At 72.0% G+C, this 18443-nt stretch carries 16 protein-coding genes; 10 read left to right on the plus strand and 6 right to left on the minus strand.

Annotated elements, in window-relative coordinates:
- Positions 1-33: 33 nt before the first annotated feature.
- The 5 genes from NMK34_RS15500 to NMK34_RS15520 all read right to left on the minus strand — a co-directional run bounded on the left by NMK34_RS15500 (position 34) and on the right by NMK34_RS15520 (position 3163).
- Entirely contained in the window at positions 34-1488 is a 1455-nt protein-coding gene (locus NMK34_RS15500) for a cellulase family glycosylhydrolase (protein WP_318336356.1), read from the minus strand.
- Positions 1489-1626: 138 nt separating this feature from the next.
- The gene (locus tag NMK34_RS15505; RefSeq protein ID WP_013476931.1) at positions 1627-1917 is read right to left on the minus strand and encodes a BON domain-containing protein; all 291 of its coding nucleotides are present in this window, start codon (positions 1915-1917) and stop codon (positions 1627-1629) included.
- Positions 1911-2477, minus strand: a complete 567-nt coding sequence (locus tag NMK34_RS15510) for an STAS domain-containing protein (RefSeq protein ID WP_318333991.1) — start codon at positions 2475-2477, stop codon at positions 1911-1913. The genes NMK34_RS15505 and NMK34_RS15510 overlap by 7 nt, the downstream gene beginning before the upstream one ends.
- Entirely contained in the window at positions 2474-2788 is a 315-nt protein-coding gene (locus NMK34_RS15515; protein ID WP_013286140.1) for a GlsB/YeaQ/YmgE family stress response membrane protein, read from the minus strand. Before NMK34_RS15515 ends, NMK34_RS15510 begins: the two co-directional genes overlap by 4 nt.
- 9 nt (positions 2789-2797) lie before the next feature.
- Entirely contained in the window at positions 2798-3163 is a 366-nt protein-coding gene (locus NMK34_RS15520) for an STAS domain-containing protein (protein WP_135239984.1), read from the minus strand.
- A 149-nt stretch (positions 3164-3312) separates the two neighbouring features.
- Between NMK34_RS15520 and NMK34_RS15525 the strand changes: the two genes are divergently transcribed.
- From NMK34_RS15525 to NMK34_RS15540, 4 genes are all read left to right on the plus strand, one after another.
- Entirely contained in the window at positions 3313-3987 is a 675-nt protein-coding gene (locus tag NMK34_RS15525; RefSeq protein WP_262016272.1) for a response regulator transcription factor, read from the plus strand.
- On the plus strand, positions 3984-5333 hold the full coding sequence (locus NMK34_RS15530; protein ID WP_318333992.1) for a HAMP domain-containing sensor histidine kinase: 1350 nt from the start codon (positions 3984-3986) through the stop codon (positions 5331-5333). The genes NMK34_RS15525 and NMK34_RS15530 overlap by 4 nt, the downstream gene beginning before the upstream one ends.
- Complete coding sequence (locus NMK34_RS15535) at positions 5330-5893, plus strand: GerMN domain-containing protein (RefSeq protein ID WP_318333993.1); 564 nt, start codon at positions 5330-5332, stop codon at positions 5891-5893. Before NMK34_RS15530 ends, NMK34_RS15535 begins: the two co-directional genes overlap by 4 nt.
- A gap of 140 nt (positions 5894-6033) precedes the next feature.
- The gene (locus tag NMK34_RS15540; RefSeq protein ID WP_318333994.1) at positions 6034-6843 is read left to right on the plus strand and encodes a SigB/SigF/SigG family RNA polymerase sigma factor; all 810 of its coding nucleotides are present in this window, start codon (positions 6034-6036) and stop codon (positions 6841-6843) included.
- A gap of 53 nt (positions 6844-6896) precedes the next feature.
- Here the strand turns inward: NMK34_RS15540 and NMK34_RS15545 are convergent, their stop codons facing one another.
- A complete protein-coding gene (locus NMK34_RS15545; RefSeq protein WP_318333995.1) occupies positions 6897-8894 on the minus strand; it encodes a glycosyl hydrolase family 28-related protein in 1998 nt (665 codons plus the stop codon).
- A gap of 198 nt (positions 8895-9092) precedes the next feature.
- On the opposite strand from NMK34_RS15545, the gene NMK34_RS15550 reads away from it, so the two are divergent.
- From NMK34_RS15550 to NMK34_RS15575, 6 genes are all read left to right on the plus strand, one after another.
- On the plus strand, positions 9093-10094 hold the full coding sequence (locus NMK34_RS15550) for a LacI family DNA-binding transcriptional regulator (protein ID WP_318333996.1): 1002 nt from the start codon (positions 9093-9095) through the stop codon (positions 10092-10094).
- 354 nt (positions 10095-10448) lie between these two features.
- A complete protein-coding gene (locus NMK34_RS15555) occupies positions 10449-11825 on the plus strand; it encodes an ABC transporter substrate-binding protein (protein WP_318333997.1) in 1377 nt (458 codons plus the stop codon).
- A 60-nt stretch (positions 11826-11885) separates the two neighbouring features.
- Entirely contained in the window at positions 11886-12845 is a 960-nt protein-coding gene (locus NMK34_RS15560) for a sugar ABC transporter permease (protein WP_318333998.1), read from the plus strand.
- A 3-nt stretch (positions 12846-12848) separates the two neighbouring features.
- Positions 12849-13736, plus strand: coding sequence for a carbohydrate ABC transporter permease (locus NMK34_RS15565; RefSeq protein WP_318333999.1), 888 nt, complete (start codon positions 12849-12851; stop codon positions 13734-13736).
- A 77-nt stretch (positions 13737-13813) separates the two neighbouring features.
- A complete protein-coding gene (locus NMK34_RS15570; protein ID WP_318336357.1) occupies positions 13814-15439 on the plus strand; it encodes a glycoside hydrolase family 13 protein in 1626 nt (541 codons plus the stop codon).
- Positions 15440-15592: 153 nt separating this feature from the next.
- The gene (locus NMK34_RS15575; RefSeq protein ID WP_318334000.1) at positions 15593-18418 is read left to right on the plus strand and encodes a discoidin domain-containing protein; all 2826 of its coding nucleotides are present in this window, start codon (positions 15593-15595) and stop codon (positions 18416-18418) included.
- Positions 18419-18443: the final 25 nt, after the last annotated feature.

Here is an 18443-nt window from a genome sequence, read left to right on the forward strand (position 1 = left end):
CCGAAGGGGAATGGACCGCCGCCGGCCGCCCGGTCAGGAGGTGGGGAAGTCGTCGGCGGTACGGATCCGGTCGCGCATGTACGCACCGGACTCGGTGAGCACCGACGTGCCGCTGAACGAGCCGGACGCGCAGGTGCCCGGCCGGAGCGCCGCCGAGCCCTCGGGGGCGTCGGAGAACGTCCAGTTCGCGTAGCTGATCTTCAGCCGGTCGAGCAGGTCGAGCCACGCGTTGCTGCTCGCGGTGTCGACAGCACCGTCACCGGTGTAGGTGACGGTGCCGAACTCGGTGACGAACAGCGGCAACCGGCTCGCCGCCCGCTGCACCTCGTTGCGGTAGTTGTCCTTGTGCGACGCGGCGTAGAAGTGGAACGTGTACATGATGTTCTGCGCCCGCACCGGGTTGTTGACGATCTCGTCGGAGTTGGCGCCGTCGGAGACGCCGAGCGAGGACCACCCGCGGGTGCCGACGATGACCACCGCGTCCGGGTCGTTGGCCCGGATCACCGGGATGACCTGCTCGGCGTAGGTGCGGATGGTCGACCAGCTCACCCCGTTGGGCTCGTTGGTGATCTCGTAGATCACGTTCTTCTTGGCTGCGTTGCGCGCGGACACGGTGGCGAAGAACGTCTTTGCCCGGTCCAGGTTGTACATCGGGTCGCCGGGGGTCAGCGTGTGGAAGTCGATCAGCGCGTACATGCCCCGGGCCTCGGCCTTGTCCACGAGCGTGTTCACCTGGGCGGTGAAGCCGGCCGGGTTGGTCTCGTAGCCCTGCTCCTGCACGTACATGGAGACGCGCAGCAGGTCGGACCGCCATTCGTTCGCGAGCACGTCCAGTGAGGCGTCGGTGTAGCAGCCGGCGAACCACTGCAGTCCGTGCGTGCTCATGCCGCGCAGCTGGATCGGCCGCCCGTACTGGTTGCAGAGGTTGACGCCGCACACCTGGAGCTGGCCGTTGATCGCCACCGGCGTGGTGCCGGTCGGCGGCGGTGGAGTGGTGGGCGGTGGGGTGGTGGGCGGCGGAGTGGTCGGCGGTGGGGTGGTCGCGGGCGGCGGGGTGCTCGTGCCGCCGGTGCAGACCGTGCCGTTGAGCGTGAACGACGTGGGGTTCGGGTTCGACCCGGTCCACGAGCCGTTGAAGCCGATCGTGGTGCTCGCGCCGGTGCCGAGCGTGCCGTTGTAGTCCAGGCTGCGCGCGGTGACCGCCGAGCCGCTCTGCTGCCAGGTGGCCGACCAGCCCTGCACCACGCGCTGGCCGCCGTCGGGGAAGGTGAAGCCCAGCGTCCAGTTGCTCACCGGATCGCCGAGATTGCGCACCGCCACGTTCGCGGTGAAGCCGCCGGGCCAGGAGTTGGTGGTGTAGGTGACGGCGCAGCCGGTCGCCGCCATCGCGTTCGGCGAGGGCAGGACGGCCACCGCCGCCAGGGCGAGCGCGCCGACCGCGCCGCCGGCGAGCAGGTGCCGCCGGGAGGGGCGGGGAATCGAGAACATACGGGAAGGTCCCATCGCTGGATGGTGATCGGACGGTGCCCGTCGTGAACCTGCCCGGAAAGCCCGACGCGGCGGCCTGGGGGAGCGCTCCCAGGGCCGAGCGTAGAGGTGGGCGCCGATGCGTGCAACAGCCGCGGCTCAGCGGCCGCCGCGCCGCCCGCCGTAGAGCCGCAGCGCGTTGCAGACGTCGAACACACCCGGCACGTCCCAGGCCAGCTCGGCGGCGACCAGGCGGGTCTCCGGGTCGGCCACCAGGCCGGCGAGGATCACCACCCGGTTCTGCACGGTCACGGTGATCTGCTGCCGGCGGGTGGTCCAGTCGGCGCTGAGCCGCTGCGCGACGAGCGACGCGAGCCGGGTGTCCGCGTCGTCGGGCTCCGGTCCGCCGCCGGTGTACGGGAACTCGGGGTACGGCCAGGGCATCACCACGGGGAGGGCTCCTTCTGTTCGGTCAGGACCGGTCGCCGGGGTGCGGAGCCCGGCGCCGGGGCGCGGCCGTCGACGACGGTGAAGACGCCGTCGAGCCGCATGGTGTGCAGCACGGTGAGCACGAACCGCGACGGCGACAGCAGACACAGTCGCCGGCCGTCGCGCCGCGCGTCCTGGTGCGCGCGCACCAGCAGGCTGAGTCCGGCGGAGTCGATCACCTCCAGGCCGGACAGGTCGACCAGTTCCATGTCGTCGCGGTGGGAGCGCTCGGCGAGGGCGCGGCGGACCGCGGTGGCCGGGTCGACGTCGTGCGCGGCCGGGGTACCGGCGACCTGTTCCAGATCGTCCATGCCCAGGCCGTCGTCGGCGATGACCGCCCGGGCGCTGCACCGGGGGCAGTGATGCGGTCCGGACGCGAACGGGGAGCCGACCCAGTCGTGCTCGAACACGAGCGTCCACACCACCTCGGCGTCGGGCAGCGTGGCGCCGGTGCCGGTGACGCTGTCGCCGCAGGCGTCGCAGATGAGCATCATGAGGTGGTCCGCGGGAACGACGGTCACACCTCCTCCTTCCGCCGGCCGCCCGTACCGGGCGGCGTCTGCCCCTCCGCCTCCGGCCGGCCCGCGGCGACCACCGCCAGCACGACCGCCACGGCGGCGAAGCCGGTCTGCACCATCAGCGGCAGCACCGGCGATCCGTCGGTGCGGTGGTCCACCAGGCCGACCACGATCGCGCCGAGCAGCGCGGACGCCACGCCGAGCGCGAGTGTCAGCCACACCGGGACGGCCTTGCGCCCCGGCAGGACGAGGCGTCCCAGCCCGCCGACGGCCAGACCCACCACGAGCGCTCCGACGAGCGTGCTGCCGGTCACCACTCCTCCTCAGCGAGATGCGGACGCGACCCGGGCCCGGCCGCGCGCGGCCGGACGGGGCGTGTCGACGACGGGTACGGCACCGAGCCCGGAGTTCTCCAGGATGCGCCGGATCCGTGGATGTGGATTGCTCAGCGTGAGCAGGCCGCCCTGCCGCGCCAGCCGGCGGTGCACGTCCAGCAGCAGCGCGACCGCGGCGGGGTCCACATGCCGGCACCCGGCGAGGTCGACGGTCAGCTCGCGGGGCCGTAGCGCGAGGATGCGGTCCAGCACGTGGGCGACCTCGGACAGCCCGGCGAGGTCCAGCTCGTCGGTGATGTCCACGCGCACGTGCGGCACGGCGGATTCCGGCGGGGACGGCAGGCTGGCAGGCATCGGGTCGCTTCCGTGACGGGATCGGGTCAGTCCCCACTCTGCGCAGGGATCTTGGAGGTCACCGGACGGTTGTATGACGGTTCGATGACAAAAACCACGAACGGCCCACGCGATTGGGCGACCAGTGCCGGGCCGGTCATGATGCCCATATGACGGCCGTACTGGTGATCGAGGACGACGACCGCATCCGGCTCGCGCTGCAGCTCGCCCTGGAGGAGGAGGGCTACGAGGCCGACGGCGCGCCGACTGCCGAGGACGGGCTGCGCCGGCAGCGGGAGAAGCCGGCGGACTACGTGCTCGTCGACCTCATGCTGCCCGGCATGAACGGGTTCGACTGCATCCGTCAGCTACGCCGCGACGACGACGTACCGGTCGTGGTGATCAGCGCCCGCGACGACACCCACGACATCGTCGCCGCGCTGGAGGCCGGCGCCGACGACTACGTGGTGAAGCCGGTCGCGATCAAGGAGCTGTCCGCCCGGCTGCGGGCGCTGCGCCGGCGCGTCCGCACGGTGGCCGGGCCGGTGCCCGCCCAGTTCTTCGGCGACCTGGAGATCAGCGCGGAGGCCGGCGAGGTGCGGCGCTCGGGCCGGCCGGTGGCGGTCACCCGCACCGAGTTCCGGCTGCTCTGCGAGCTGGCCGAGCACGCCGGCCGGGTGCTGTCGCGCCAGCAGCTGCTCAGCCGGGTCTGGGGCTACGAGACCGGCGACGAGCGGCTCGTCGACGTGCACGTGGGCCGGCTGCGCCAGAAGATCGAAACCGACCCGGCCAACCCGCGCCACCTGGTCACCCTGCGCGGCCTCGGCTACAAGCTCCAGCGATGACCCGCCCCGGCCTGCGCGCCCGGGTCACCGCGGCGTTCGCCGTCGGCGCGTTGCTGCTGTCGGCGCTGATGGCCCTCTTCTCGTACGACCTGACCCGGCGCTCGCTGCTCGACGAGCGGGAGCGCACCGCGGTCCGGGCCGCCTACTACGACGCCGCGGTGGTCCGCTCCGGCCTGGACACCGGCACCCCGGACGTGGTGGCCGTGCTGCGCTCGCTCGACACCGGCAGCGCCCGCCGTCCGCTGCTGCACCTGCCCGACGGCTGGTACGCCCGGACCGCCGACGTGGGCGCCCGCTCGGTGCCGGTGGAGTTGCAGCGGATGGTGGCCGACGGCAAGCCTGCGGTGCAGCGGATCCGGCTCGACGGCCAGCCCGCGTTGCTGGTCGGCGTCCCGCTGCCCGGCGCGCTCGGCTACTACGAGCTGACCTCGCTGCGGGAGGTCGAGGAGACGTTCCAGGTGGTGGGCCTGGCGCTGATCGCCGTGGCGATCATGGTCGCCGGCGCGGGCGCGGCGCTCGGCTGGTACGCCACCCGGCACAGCCTGCGGCCGCTCACCGCGGTCGCCGACGCGGCGGAACGGATCGCCGCGGGCGACTTCGCCACCCGGCTCGACTCGACCACCGATCCCGACCTCACCCGCCTGTCCAGCTCGTTCAACGAGATGGTCGACAAGCTGGTGCACCGCATCGAGCGGGACCGGCGCTTCGCCGCCGACGTGAGCCACGAGCTGCGCTCGCCGTTGCAGACCCTGGCCGCCGCCGCGAGCGTGCTCAACCGCCGCCGGGAGCACCAGGACGAACGCACCGCGACGGCGGCGGGCCTGGTCGCCGACGAGGTGACCCGGTTCCAGCGCCTGGTCGACGACCTCATCCAATTGGCCCGCACCGAGCAGCCGGCCCACCGCGAGACGGTCGACGTGGTGGAGCTGGCCCGGACGGTCTGCCGGGAGCGGTCGCTGCCGGAGAGCCTCGTGACCGTCGACGGCGACGCCCCGCGCCTGTGGTGGGTCGACCGGCGCCGGTTCGCCCAGACGCTGCTGAACCTGCTGGAGAACGCCGAGCGGTACGGCGGCGGGCCGGTCACGGTACGCCTCGCCGCGCGCGACGGCGTGGGCGTGCTGGAGGTCGACGACGCCGGTCCGGGCGTGCCACCCGGCGACCGCGAGATCATCTTCGACCGGTTCGTCAGGGGGCGAGCGGCGCACGACCGGGCCGGCACCGACGGCACCGGCCTCGGGCTGGCGCTGGTGGCGCAGCACGCCGCCGCGCACGGCGGTACGGCCGCGGTGCTGGACCGCGAGCCCGGCGCCCGGTTCCGGGTCGAGCTGCCCGGAGCGCTGCGATGAGCCGCCGGCGGCTCCTGCCCGCCCTGCTCGCGGTCGCGCTGCTGGCCGGCTGCGGGGTGCCGGTGGACGACGAGCCCCGCCCGGTGCAGACGCCGCCGGGCGCGTTCCCGACCCCCACGGTGTCCTCGACCGCCGACGGGGACGGGCGGGTGGACGAGCCGTTCTGCTTCGTCCGCGACGACGGGCTGGTCGTGGTCACACGCCGGGTGGACGGGCTGCCCGGCGTGGACGCGCACCTGCAGCACCTGCTGGCCGGGCCGGACGGCGGCGAGCGCAGTCAGGGGCTGGCCACGGCGCTGCCGGGCACGGTGGCGGTGGCCGGTGCGACGCTGGCCGGCACGCTGGCGACCGTCGACGTGCGCCAGGCGGGGGAGGAGACCGGCCGCAACGACGAGGTGCTGGCCTTCGGGCAGATCGTGTGCAGCCTCACCCAACGGCCGGACGTGTACAGCGTCGCGTTCCGCCGGGACGGGCAGCCGCTGGAGGTGCCACGCGCGGACGGGAGCCTCTCCGCGCTGCCGCTCACCGCCGCCGACTACCGGCCGCTGCTACCTCGCTGACGGCCCTCATCGCTGCTTTGTCCGGTATAAACCGAAATCTCCATCGTCCGTTCGGTTGATTTGGCGGTGACCTTTGGTCTAGTGTGGCTGGCACGACCGGTGTGGGAGGCCACCCGTTCTCGGAGGACAGGAAGGGCAGCATGACCACGATGACCATGGGATCGACCGCCACCGAGGTGCACCGCGCGCCGCAGACGGGTGAGGAGACCCGCGCCAGCGAGCTGATCGCGGCGCTCGCCGCACTGCCCGCCGACCACCCGCAGCGGGCCGGCCTGCGCAACCAGGTCATCGAGGCGTGGCTGCCGCTGGCGAACCACCTGGCCGCCCGCTACAGCGGTCGCGGTGAGCCGGCCGGCGACCTGGCCCAGACCGCCGCGCTCGGCCTGATCAAGGCGGTCGACCGGTTCGACGCCTCGCGCGGTGTCGACTTCGCCGGTTTCGCCATCCCGACGATCCTCGGCGAGATCAAGCGGCACTTCCGCGACCGCACCTGGAACATCCGGGTTCCGCGTCGCCTCCAGGAGCTGCGGCTGCGCATCTCCGAGGCCAACAGCACGCTGACCCAGACGCTCAACCGGGCCCCGACCGTCGCCGACATCGCCGCCCACCTCGACGTCACCGAGGAAGAGGTGCTGGAGGGCCTGGAGGGTGCCCGCGCGTACAACGCGGTCTCGCTGTCCACCCCGATCGGCGACGGCGACAGCGCCACCGAGCTGGGCGACACGCTCGGCACCGAGGACAACGAGTACGAGCTGGCCGAGCTGCGCGCCTCGCTCGGCCCGGCGCTCGCCACGCTCGACGAGCGCGAGCAGAAGATCCTCACGCTGCGCTTCTACGGCAACCTGACCCAGAGCGAGATCGCCGCCCGGGTCGGTGTCTCCCAGATGCACGTGTCCCGGCTGCTCGCCCGCGCCCTGACCAAGCTGCGCGGCCAGCTCACCGAGGCCTGAGTCACCCGCACCGCGACCCCCGCCGGCCCGTCCGGCGGGGGTCGCGTCGTGTGTCACCAGCGCGACGGCGAGGGCGGCGGCACCACCGGCGGCCGGTCGTCGCAGGTGATGGTGTTCGGCAGCAGCCACGGCGCCAGCCAGCCGCCGTCGTTGCCGCCGAGGTCGGTCAGGCCGAACTCCGACCCGGCCGGGGTGAAGTGGAACGACCCGCAGTTGTTCACGCCGACCGCGCCCACGTTGCGGGCGTCGACGTTCGCGAAGCTCGCCCCGCCCGCCGTACGCGCGCTGACCACCGACGTGCCGGTGCCGTCGACCCGGATGTCGCGGAAGCGTACGTTGTCGATGCGGACGCTGTCCTTCACCGGCCAGTCGCTGACCAGCATGATCGCGTTGTAGGTGCTGTCCAGGTACGCGTCACCGGTCACCTGGATGTCCGCGGCGTCGATGCTGCGGTCCAGCGCGTAGAACCAGATCGCGCCGAGGCCGATGTTCCAGTTCAGGTCGTAGGTGCCGGCCCGCACCGTGGTGTTGCCGGTGATCCGCAGCCGGCCGGTGAACGGCTCCGCCCCGAACCGGGAGCCCACCTGGATCGCGCTGCCCTCGCGGACCGGGTCGGCGATCAGGTTGTGCGCGACGGTCAGGTCGGCGCCCCCGTACAGCGCGATGCCGTTGGCGAGCACCGGCGACTGCACCGTGTTGTACGCGAACGTGTTCGACGCGTTCGCCGTACCCTCCGACCACATCGCCAGCGCGTCGTCGCCGCTGTTGCGGACCACCGAGTTCGTCACCGACGAGTGCGTGACGCCGGTGTGGAGGTTCAGCCCGTCGGCGATCTGGTCCGCGATCACGGTGTTCGTGACCCGCAGGCCGGTCATCGGCCCGTCGAACCACATGCCGACCTTCGTGTGGTGCAGGTAGAGGCCGTCGATGGTGCTGTGGTTCAGCGCCCCGCCGATGGCGTTGACCTGATCGGTGTCGATCCGCTCCCGCACGTCGCCCTCGATCGCGAAGCCGGACAGGTGCACGTCGCTGCTGCCGCCGTCGGCGGCGTCGCGGCCGTAGAAGCCGACACCGGTGTGGCGGGAGCCGTCGGGCGCCGGGGTGTCCAGGGCGACCTCGCGTCCCCGCACGATCGTGTACCAGCTCCCGGCCCCGGCGATCGTCACGTCGTCGACGGCGACGTGCCGGTTGACCTGGTAGGTACCAGGCGGCAGGTAGAGCGGGCGGTCCAGCCGGCGGGCGTACGCGATCGCCCGGTCGAGTGCGTCGGCGGACTCCCGCCGGCCTGCCGGGTCGGCGCCGAAGGACAGCGCGTTCACCGCGCCGGGGACCACGCGAGGCGGCGCGACCAGGTGCGCGTCCACCAGGTCGATGACCGTCCACGCGGCGGCCGTGCCGCGCGGCGCGGTCAGCCGGACCACCTCGCCGGCCCGATGGGTACGCCCGAGCAGCATCCGCTGCTCGTCGTAGAAGTGGTGCGGCCGGAACGGCTTGCTGATCACCGGGGTCGGCGTGGTGGCCGCCGGGACGCAGGAGCACTCGGTGATCCACCAGTCCGGGTGCAGCAGGTCGGCGCCGGGGTCGTTGGTGAACGGGTACTGGTTGTAGAGCCAGGCGTACTGCGAGGTCAGCGTCATGGTGCGGGCGGGGGCGTGCCCGACGGACACCCGCAGCGGCGCGGTGATCCCGCCGCCGCCCGGCGCGTCCGGGATGCTGTAGCGCACGGTCAGCGCGTTCGTGGGCCGGGGGAGCGTGAGTTCGACGTACTGGCCGGGCAGCAGGCGTACGGCCCGGCGGCCGGACGCCTCACCGGCGAGTGTGTACGCCGACCGGTCCGGCCCGATCACGGTGCCGGTGGTCCGGCCGTGCTCCGCCTCCTGTTCGACGTAGTCCACAGTCGCACCGCGACCGGCGACGAGCGCGGGGTCGAGCCCGGCGCGGGTCACCACGGGAGCCGGTCCGCGCGGCGGGCCCGCCGTGGCGGTGCCGGGCGGTACGAGCAGGGCGGCGGCGAGCACCGCGGCGAGGATCCTCGGCACGCTCCGCGACATCGGAGCACCCACTTTCTCGGGGACGGGTGGCCTCGGCGGCGCAGGCCATCGACAAGGTTCCTCATGTTATTCCGGCTCTCTGTTTGCTTTCAAGCATCAATCTGCTCGCATCTTTCGAGCCCCCTGCTGCTGTGTCCGGCAAGACTTGACCACTCCGGCTGTTCATTTCTTGCAAGAATCCGACGTACGATTGCCGCCGTGACGAAGCGCCTGACCGAGGTGGCCCGCAAGGCGGGCGTCAGCGAGGCGACAGTGAGCCGGGTGCTCAACGGCCGAGGCGGCGTGTCCGAGGCGACCCGGACCGCCGTGCTGACCGCCCTCGACGTGCTCGGATACGAGCGCCCGACGAAACTGCGCGGCGAGCGCGCCCGCCTGGTCGGCCTGGTGCTGCCGGAGTTGCAGAACCCGATCTTCCCGGCCCTGGCCGAGGTGGTCACCGGCTCCCTCGCGCAGCGTGGCTTCACCCCGGCGCTGTGCGCCCGCACCATCGGTGGCGTGCCGGAGTCCGGATACGTGGAGATGCTGCTCGACCACCAGGTCAGCGGCGTCATCTTCGCCGGTGGCTCGTACGCCCTCGCCGACGCCTCGCACGAGCACTACCGGCGCCTCACCGACCGCGGCCTGCCGGTGGTGCTGGTGAACGCCGGCGTCGAGGAGCTGGGCTTCCCGCGGGTGTCCACGGACGACGCGGTCGCCGTCGAGCAGGCGTACGGGCACCTGCGCTCCCTCGGCCACGAGCGGATCGGCATGGTGCTCGGCCCGGCCGACCACGTGCCGTCGCGCCGCAAGCTCGATGCGATGGTCCGGGCCGCCGACTGGGGCGAGGACCGGTCCCTGGTGGAGCGGTCCAGCTTCTCCATGGAGGGCGCGCGGGTCGCGGCCACGAAGCTGATCGAGCGCGGTGCCACCGGGATCGTCTGCGCCAGCGACGTGCTGGCGCTGGGCACCATCCGGGCCGCCCGCCGGCTGGGTTGCGCCGTTCCGGCCGACGTCTCGGTGGTCGGCTTCGACGACTCGGCGTTCATGACCTGCACCGACCCGCCGCTGACCACGGTGCGGCAGCCGATCGAGACGATGGGCCAGGCCGCCGTCGACCTGCTGGTGACCCAGATCGAGGGCGCCGGCGTGCTGCACGACGAGCTGCTGTTCGAGCCCGAGCTGGTGGTACGCGGCTCCACCGCCCCCGCCCCTCGCCGCTGACCCCGGCGGCCTCCGCCCGCCCGCCCGCCCGCCTCGCCGCGTCCCGCCGCGCCTCGCCGCGTCCGTCGATCTTGGAGTAGTGCGCCCGGAATGCGGCCTACTTCCGGTATCCGAGGTGCCACAACTCCAAGATCGACGGGCAATTCGTGCAGCAGTCGAGTTCTTGCATTCTTGCGTCCGCATCTTGCTGGATTCGGTTCGCGTCGCTACAGTGACTCCACTCACACCTGACCCGGGGCGCGGTTTCCGGAGGCAGGGCGCGCACGGCTGCCGTTCCACCACCAGAGGGCAGCCGCGCGGTCACCGCACATCAATGAAGGCCATGGATACACCCGTTCCCGAAGGGATGGACAGATGTCCGTACCGCAGTATCGGAAGGTCGCGGCCGCGGCGCTCGCGGCCGGCCTCGGGCTCAGCCTTGCGGCGTGCTCCACCAAGAGCGACGACAGCAGCGACGCCGGCGGCAAGGTCACCATCACCGTCGACTGCCAGCCGGTCGGCGCGCAGAAGGAGCTGCTGAAGAACTGGAACGACGACGTCGCCGAGTTCCAGCGGCAGAACCCGGACATCGTCGTCAAGAGCGTCAGCGTCGGCGAGCAGTGCAACAACCCGCCGGACTTCACCGCCCGCCTCGCCGGCGGCACCGTCACCGACGTCTTCTACGGCTACATGACCGACCTGCAGCAGGTGCTGGACTCCGGCCAGGCGATGGACATCGGCCAGTACGCCACGAAGGACACGATCCCCACCTGGGACAGCGTCGACCCGGCGCTCAAGGACGTCTTCACCGACGGCGGCAAGCTCTACGCGGTCCCGGTGAAGAACTACTCGATGGGCCTGATCTACAACAAGGCGCTGTTCCAGCGGGCCGGGCTCGACGTGAACAACCCGCCGAAGACCTGGCCCGAGGTGCGGGCCGCGGCCAAGAAGATCTCCGCGCTCGGCGATGGCATCGCCGGGTACGCCGAGTACAGCGCCGGCAACACCGGCGGCTGGCACTTCACCTCGCTGCTCTACTCCCAGGGCGGCCAGGTGCTCAGCGCCGACGGCAAGAAGGCCGACTTCAACAACGCGATGGGCAGGCAGGTCCTGCAGAACCTCAAGGACATGCGCTACGGGGACAACAGCATGGGCGCCCGGCAGCTGCTCCAGTGGGGTGACCTGCTCACCAACGCCGGCGCCGGCAAGGTCGGCATGTTCATCGGCGCGCCGGACGCGACCCAGGCGATCGTCAGCCAGTTCCAGGGCAAGTACCAGGACTGGGCGATGGGCCCGCTGCCCGGTCAGGACGGCCCGGCCAAGGCCACGCTCGGCGGTGGCGAGGGCTACTTCTTCAAGAAGGGCCTGAGCCCCGATCAGGTGAAGGCCGGTCTGAAGTGGCTCGCCTACCAGAAGCTCACCCCCGGCAAGGGCCAGTTCGACTACGTGCGCGCCAAGCCGCAGAACTACCCGGTCGGCCTGCCCCAGCCGCTGTTGTTCGCAGGCGGCAGCGACGCGCAGAAGCAGGAACTGGAGCTGCGCAAGGCCAACGCCAACGTGGACACCACGAACTTCGCGGTCTTCGAGGCCAACCCGGTGCCGATCAAGGGGGAGCCGCGCAACGCGCAGGCGATCTACGCGGTGCTCGACGCGGCGATGTCCGGGGTGCTGACGAACCCGAACGCGAACATCGACGCGCTGCTCAAGACCGCCGAGGACAAGGTCAACCAGCTGCTGGCCGCGCAGAGCTGACCCGACCGGAGGTGGGGCCGGCGCACCGGCCCCACCTCCCCGAGCACCGCAGGAGTCGCCTTGGCGCTCACCACCGCCCCCGGTGCCACCCGCCGTCCCGGTCCCGTCGCGCCGCCGCCGTCGCGTACCACCGGACGCCGCGCCGGCCTCGGCCGCAAGGTCCGGGACAACCTCACCGGGCACGCGTTCCTCATCGGCGCTGTCGTCTGCTTCGCCGTCTTCTCCTGGTACCCGATGGTCCGCGGCGTCGTGATGAGCTTCCAGCGCACCCGCCGGGGCGAGACCACCTGGGTGGGCTGGGACAACTACAGCCGGATCATCGCCGATCCGAGCTTCTGGACCGCCTGGAAGAACACGTTCGTCTTCACCGGCCTGGCGCTCGTGCTCGGCTACCTGGTGCCGTTCTTCGTGGCGATCCTGCTCAACGAGCTGCGCCACGCCAAGGGCTACCTGCGGGTGCTCGTCTACCTGCCGGTGATGCTGCCACCGGCCTCAGCGCTGTTCCTGTTCAAGTTCTACGCGTACGACCCGAGCGAGGCGGGGCTGTTCAACGCGATCCTCACCGCGCTGGGACTGCCCACGTCGGAGTGGATGCAGTCGCCGGCGATGACGATGCCGGCCATGGTGATCGCGTCGACCTGGATGAACATGGGCGGCGCCGTGCTGATCTACCTGGCCGCGTTGCAGAACATCCCCGGCGAACTGTACGAGGCCGCCGAGATCGACGGCGCCGGGGTGTGGCGGCGCATCCGGCACGTGACGATCCCGCAGACCCGGCTGATCCTGGCGCTGCTGGCGATGCTCCAGATCGTCGCCACCATGCAGTTGTTCATCGAGCCGCTGATCCTCGCCAACGGCGCCGGTACGCAGGACTCGGCGACCTCCGTGGCGTACCTGATCTACCAGCACGGGTTCTTCCAGAACGACCTCAACGGCGCCGCCGCGCTCGGCGTGATCATGCTCGTGGTGCTGGCCGGGTTCTCCGCCGTCTACCTGCGACTGACCGCGAGACAGGACTAGGACATGGCCGCCGACAGCACCACCCGTACCCTCATATCCCACGCGCAGCTGCGACGCGGTCGCGGCCGCGTCCTCTACTGGATCGTGCTCTCCGTGGTCGTCGCCGGGTTCACGCTGGTGTTCCTCGGCCCGCTCTACTGGATGGTCACCGGCGCGCTCAAGTCCGGCCAGGAGATCGCCCAGACCCCGCCGACGCTGTTCCCGCGCGACCCGCAGCCGGGCAACTACGTCGACGCCTGGACCAACCTGGACCTGGCGAAGCTGCTGTTCAACACGTTCTACTACGCCGCCGGGGCGGTGCTGTTCCAGCTCGTCCTCGACACCGCCGCCGCGTACGCGCTGTCGAAGCTGCGCCCGGTGCTGGGCGGGCTGATCCTCGGCATGATGCTGGCGACGCTGATGATCCCGGCGATGGTGCTGATCGTCCCGCAGTACGTCACGGTGATCGACCTGCCGATCGTGCACGTCAACCTGCTCGACTCGCCGTTCGCGATCTGGCTGCCGCTGGTGGCGAACGCGTTCAACATCTTCCTGCTGAAACGGTTCTTCGACTCGATCCCGGAGGACCTGATGGCCGCCGCGGTGATGGACGGCGCCTCCCCGCTGCGCACGCTCTGGTCGATCGTCCTGCCGATGTCCCGCCCGATCCTCGGCGTGGTGGCGATCTTCGCGGTGACGGCGGTCTGGAAGGACTTCCTCTGGCCGAAGCTGGTCATGCCGTCGCCGGAGACGCGGACCGTCAGCGTCGGCATCTACGCCTTCGCCGGCGGCACCCCGATGAACGTGGTCATCGCCGCGTCGGTGATCGCCGCCATCCCCACCGTCGTGCTGTTCCTGATCTTCCAGCGCAACATCATGTCCGGCCTGACCACCGGCGGCCTCAAGGGCTGACCCCGCGCCACCGCCCGCACCCGGGCCGCGAGCCCGCCGCAGCAGAACCGACCCGCAGAAAGCAGGTGCCCGTGTCCATGGCCGACAACAGCCCGTGGTGGCGCTCCGCGGTGATCTACCAGGTCTATCCGCGCAGCTTCGCCGACGGCGACGGCGACGGGATCGGCGACGTCGCCGGCATCCGGTCCCGCCTGGATCACCTCGCCGCGCTCGGCGTCGACGCCATCTGGTTCAGCCCCTGGTACCCGTCGCCGATGGCCGACGCCGGCTACGACGTGTCCGACTACCGTGACATCGACCCGGTCTTCGGCACCCTCGCCCAGGTGGAGACGCTGATCGCGGAGGCGCACGCGCTCGGCATCCGCAGCATCGTCGACGTGGTGCCGAACCACTGCTCCGACGCGCACCCCTGGTTCCGGGCCGCGCTCGCCGGCGGCCCGGGCGCACCCGAGCGGGACCTGTTCTGGTTCCGCGCCGGCCGGGGACCGGGCGGCGACCTGCCACCCACCGACTGGACCGGCGAGTTCGGCGGCCCCACCTGGACCCGCACCACCGACCCGGACGGCACCCCCGGCGACTGGTACCTGCACCTGTTCGCCCCGCAGCAACCCGACTTCAACTGGGACCACCCCCGGGTCCGCGCCGAGTTCGAGGACATCCTGCGCTTCTGGTTCGACAGGGGCGTGGACGGCATCCGCATCGACTCGGCCGGGCTGCTGGTCAAGGACGGCACGCTGCCCGAGGTTCACCCGGACCGGCCGCACCCGTTCCGCGACCAGGACGGCGTGCACGACGTGTACCGCGCGTGGCGGCGCATCGCCGACTCGTACCCGGGTGGGCGCGCGCTGGTCGGCGAGGTGTGGCTGCCCGACCGGCAACGGTTCGCGAACTACCTGCGCCCGGACGAGCTGCACACCGCGTTCAACTTCGACTTCCTCGGCTGCGCCTGGGACGCCACCGCGCTGCGGGACAGCATCGACGGCACGCTCGCCGCGCACGCCCCGGTCGGCGCGCCGGCCACCTGGGTCCTGTCCAACCACGACGTGACCCGCCACGTCACCCGGTACGGCCGCGCCGACACCCGGTTCAGCTTCGCCGCCAAACGCGAGGGCATCCCCACCGACCTGGAACTGGGTACCCGCCGGGCCCGCGCCGCCGCGCTGCTGTCGCTCGCGCTGCCCGGCGCCGCCTACGTCTACCAGGGCGAGGAACTGGGGCTCTGGGAGGTCGAGGACATCCCGTACGAGCTGCGGCAGGACCCGATGTGGGAGCGGTCCGGGCGGGTCGACCCGGGCCGCGACGGCTGCCGGGTGCCGCTGCCCTGGCAGGGCGACACCCCGCCGTTCGGGTTCAGCCCCGACGGTGCGGCCGCCGCGCCCTGGCTGCCGCAACCGGCCGACTGGAAGGACCGCACGGTCCGCGCCCAGACCGGCGACCCGCACTCGATGCTGGAGCTGTACCGGGCCGCGCTGGCGCTGCGCCGCGCCGAACCCGCGCTCGGCGACGGCACGCTGAGCTGGCTGCCCGCGCCGGACGGCGTGCTCGCGTTCGCCCGCGAACCCGGCTTCGCCTGCCTGGTCAACCTCGGCGGCGCAGCGGTGCCGCTGCCCGCGCACGACGCGCTGCTGCTCGCCAGCGGCCCACTCGACGACGACCGGCTGCCACCGGACACCGCGGTCTGGCTGCGTACCCGATCGGCCTGACCGCGGCGCCGGCGGCCCCGTCCCGCCGCCGGCGCCGCCCGCGACACCCGGCGGCCCGTCCCGGCCGCCACCACGCCGCGCACCTGGGGAGGAGGAAGGAGAGGCAACGCCGCACGGGGGATCTGGCCACCGACGAAAGGGAGTACACCCCGCATGGCCGAGCACCGCACCGCGCACCGCCACCGCAGCACCGGCGTGGCCGCCCTCGCCGCCGCCGCGCTCGCCGCCTCGACACTCGTCGTCGTGGCGCTCACCACGACCGCCACCCCGGCGCGCGCCGCCGGACTGTCCCCGTTCGACATCACCGGACGCGGCGCCACAGTGCCGTTCCGGGAGCAGGAGGCCGAACAGGCCGCCCACACCGGCACGAAGATCGGACCCGACCGGCGCTACGGCACGCTGCCGTCCGAGGCGTCCGGCCGGGAGGCGGTCACCCTCGACGCGGTCGGCGAGTACGTCGAGTTCACGCTCACCGCCCCCGCCAACGCGGTCACGTTCCGGTACAGCCTGCCGGACAACGCCGCCGGCACCGGCCGCGACGCCACCATCGACCTGCGCGCCAACGGCACGCTGGTCAAGGCCGTCCCGGTCACCTCCCGGTACGGCTGGTACTACGGCGGCTACCCGTTCAACAACAACCCGGGCGACACCAACCCGCACCACTTCTACGACGAGACCCGCACCATGTTCGGCACCACGTACCCGGCCGGTACGAAGATCCGCCTCCAGGTCTCCTCGACCGCCCAGTCGCCCACGTTCACCATCGACCTGGCCGACTTCGAGCTGGTCGGCGCGCCGATCACCAAGCCCTCCGGCGTGCTGGACGTGGTGACCGACTTCGGCGCCGACCCGTCCGGCGCCACCGACTCGACGGCGAAGTTCCAGGCCGCGGTGGACGCCGGCAAGGCGCAGGGCCGGGCGGTGTGGATCCCGGCCGGCACGTTCACGCTCTGGGACCACGTGGTGGTCGACGGCGTGACGCTGCGCGGCGCCGGCCCCTGGTACTCGGTGCTCGGCGGCCGGCACCCCACCGACCGCAAGCGCGCCGCCGGCATCTACGGCAAGTACGTGCCCGGTGGCGGCTACTCCGGCGAGATCCGCCCGCACGAGGCCGGCGGGCCCAGCCGCAACGTCACGCTGCGGGACTTCGCCATCATCGGCGACATCCGGGAACGGGTGGACGAGGACCAGGTGAACGCCATCGGCGGCGCGATGACCAACTCGGTGGTGGACAACCTGTGGTTGCAGCACACCAAGGTCGGCGCCTGGATGGACGGGCCGATGGACGACTTCACCATCCGCAACAGCCGCATCCTCGACCAGACCGCAGACGGGGTGAACTTCCACTGGGGCGTCACCGACTCCACAGTCACCAACACGTTCGTCCGCAACACCGGTGACGACGCGCTGGCCATGTGGGCGCAGAGCGTGCCGAACGTCGGCAACTCCTTCACCCGCAACACCATCGGCGTGACGATCCTGGCCAACCACCTGGTCACGTACGGCGGGCGGGACATCACCATCGCCGACAACGTCACCGCCGACTCGGTGACAAACGGCGGCGGCATCCACGTGGCGAACCGCTATCCGGGCGTCACCGGGCCGACGGCCGTGGCCGGCACCATCACGGTGGCCCGCAACACGCTGATCCGTAACGGCAACTCCGACTACAACTGGCAGTTCGGCGTGGGCGCGATCTGGTTCTCCGCACTGAACGAACCGATCCAGGGCGCCACGATCGCCGTCACCGACACCGACATCCTGGACAGCTCGTACGCGGCGCTGCACTGGATCGAGGGGCAGACCAGCGGCATCTCGTTCGACAACGTGCGCATCGACGGCGCGGGCACGTACGCGCTCCAGGTGCAGGCGCCCAGCCAGGTCCGGTTCACAAACGTGCGGGCCACCGGCATCGCCCAGTCCAACCCGATCCACAACTGCGTCGGCAGCGGCTTCCAGATCACCCAGGGCACCGGCAACTCCGGCTGGTACACGCCCACCCCGTACTGCGGGCCGTGGCCGCAGCCGCAGTGGGGCAACGGCCCGTCCAGCCCGCCGCCCACCAGCCCGGCGCCGACCACGGCAGCGCCGACCGGCGGGAACCTGGCGCTCGGCCGGCCGGCGACCGCCACCAGCACCACCCAGACGTACGCCGCCGGCAACGCCGTCGACGGCAACGCCGCCACCTACTGGGAGAGCGCCAACAACGCGTTCCCACAGTCGCTCACCGTCGACCTCGGCGCGTCCCGCACCGTCGACCGGGTCGTGCTCAAACTCCCGGCCGGCTGGGAACGGCGCACCCAGACGCTCGCCGTGCTCGGGTCCACCGACGGTTCCTCGTACACCACGCTGGCCGCGTCGGCGGGCCGCGTGTTCGACCCGGCGGCCGGCAACAGCGTGTCGATCGCGCTGCCGTCCGGCGGCCGGCGGTTCGTCCGGGTCACCGTCACCGGCAACACCGGCTGGCCGGCGGGCCAGCTCGCCGAACTGGAGGTGTACGGCGGCGGCACCACCACACCGCCGCCCACCACGACTCCGCCACCCACCACCGCGCCGCCGGCCGGGAACCTGGCGGCGGGCCGGCCGGTCGCCGAGACCAGCCACGCCGACGTGTACGGCGCCGCGAACACCGTCGACGGCAACGCGAACACCTACTGGGAGAGCGCCGGCAACGCCTTCCCCCAGTCGGTGACCGTCGACCTGGGCAGCGCCCGGCCGGTGGCCCGGGTGGTGCTGAAGCTGCCCCCGTCGTCGGCCTGGCAGACCCGTACCCAGACCGTGTCCGTGCTCGGCTCCACCGACGGCTCGTCGTTCTCGACCCTGAAGGCGGCGGCGGGCTACACGTTCGACCCGGCGGGCGGCAACAGCGTGTCGATCGCGCTGCCCGCCGGTGACCGCCGCTTCGTGCGGCTGACCTTCACCGGCAACACCGGCTGGCCGGCCGGCCAGCTGTCCGAGTTCGAGGTGTACGCCTCCTGACCCGGCGCGGCGGGGACCATCCCCG

Source organism: Micromonospora sp. BRA006-A (assembly GCF_033433935.1).
Taxonomy (GTDB): domain Bacteria; phylum Actinomycetota; class Actinomycetes; order Mycobacteriales; family Micromonosporaceae; genus Micromonospora; species Micromonospora aurantiaca.

Excerpts from the sequence above, each read along its gene's own strand:
- NMK34_RS15545 (WP_318333995.1), bottom strand. The coding sequence starts at position 8,894 with ATGTCGCGGAGCGTGCCGAGGATCCTCGCCGCGGTGCTCGCCGCCGCC.
- NMK34_RS15525 (WP_262016272.1), top strand. The coding sequence starts at position 3,313 with ATGACGGCCGTACTGGTGATCGAGGACGACGACCGCATCCGGCTCGCG.
- NMK34_RS15570 (WP_318336357.1), top strand. The coding sequence starts at position 13,814 with ATGGCCGACAACAGCCCGTGGTGGCGCTCCGCGGTGATCTACCAGGTC.
- NMK34_RS15530 (WP_318333992.1), top strand. The coding sequence starts at position 3,984 with ATGACCCGCCCCGGCCTGCGCGCCCGGGTCACCGCGGCGTTCGCCGTC.
- NMK34_RS15555 (WP_318333997.1), top strand. The coding sequence starts at position 10,449 with ATGTCCGTACCGCAGTATCGGAAGGTCGCGGCCGCGGCGCTCGCGGCC.
- NMK34_RS15575 (WP_318334000.1), top strand. The coding sequence starts at position 15,593 with ATGGCCGAGCACCGCACCGCGCACCGCCACCGCAGCACCGGCGTGGCC.
- NMK34_RS15500 (WP_318336356.1), bottom strand. The coding sequence starts at position 1,488 with ATGTTCTCGATTCCCCGCCCCTCCCGGCGGCACCTGCTCGCCGGCGGC.
- NMK34_RS15520 (WP_135239984.1), bottom strand. The coding sequence starts at position 3,163 with ATGCCTGCCAGCCTGCCGTCCCCGCCGGAATCCGCCGTGCCGCACGTG.
- NMK34_RS15565 (WP_318333999.1), top strand. The coding sequence starts at position 12,849 with ATGGCCGCCGACAGCACCACCCGTACCCTCATATCCCACGCGCAGCTG.
- NMK34_RS15540 (WP_318333994.1), top strand. The coding sequence starts at position 6,034 with ATGACCACGATGACCATGGGATCGACCGCCACCGAGGTGCACCGCGCG.
- NMK34_RS15535 (WP_318333993.1), top strand. The coding sequence starts at position 5,330 with ATGAGCCGCCGGCGGCTCCTGCCCGCCCTGCTCGCGGTCGCGCTGCTG.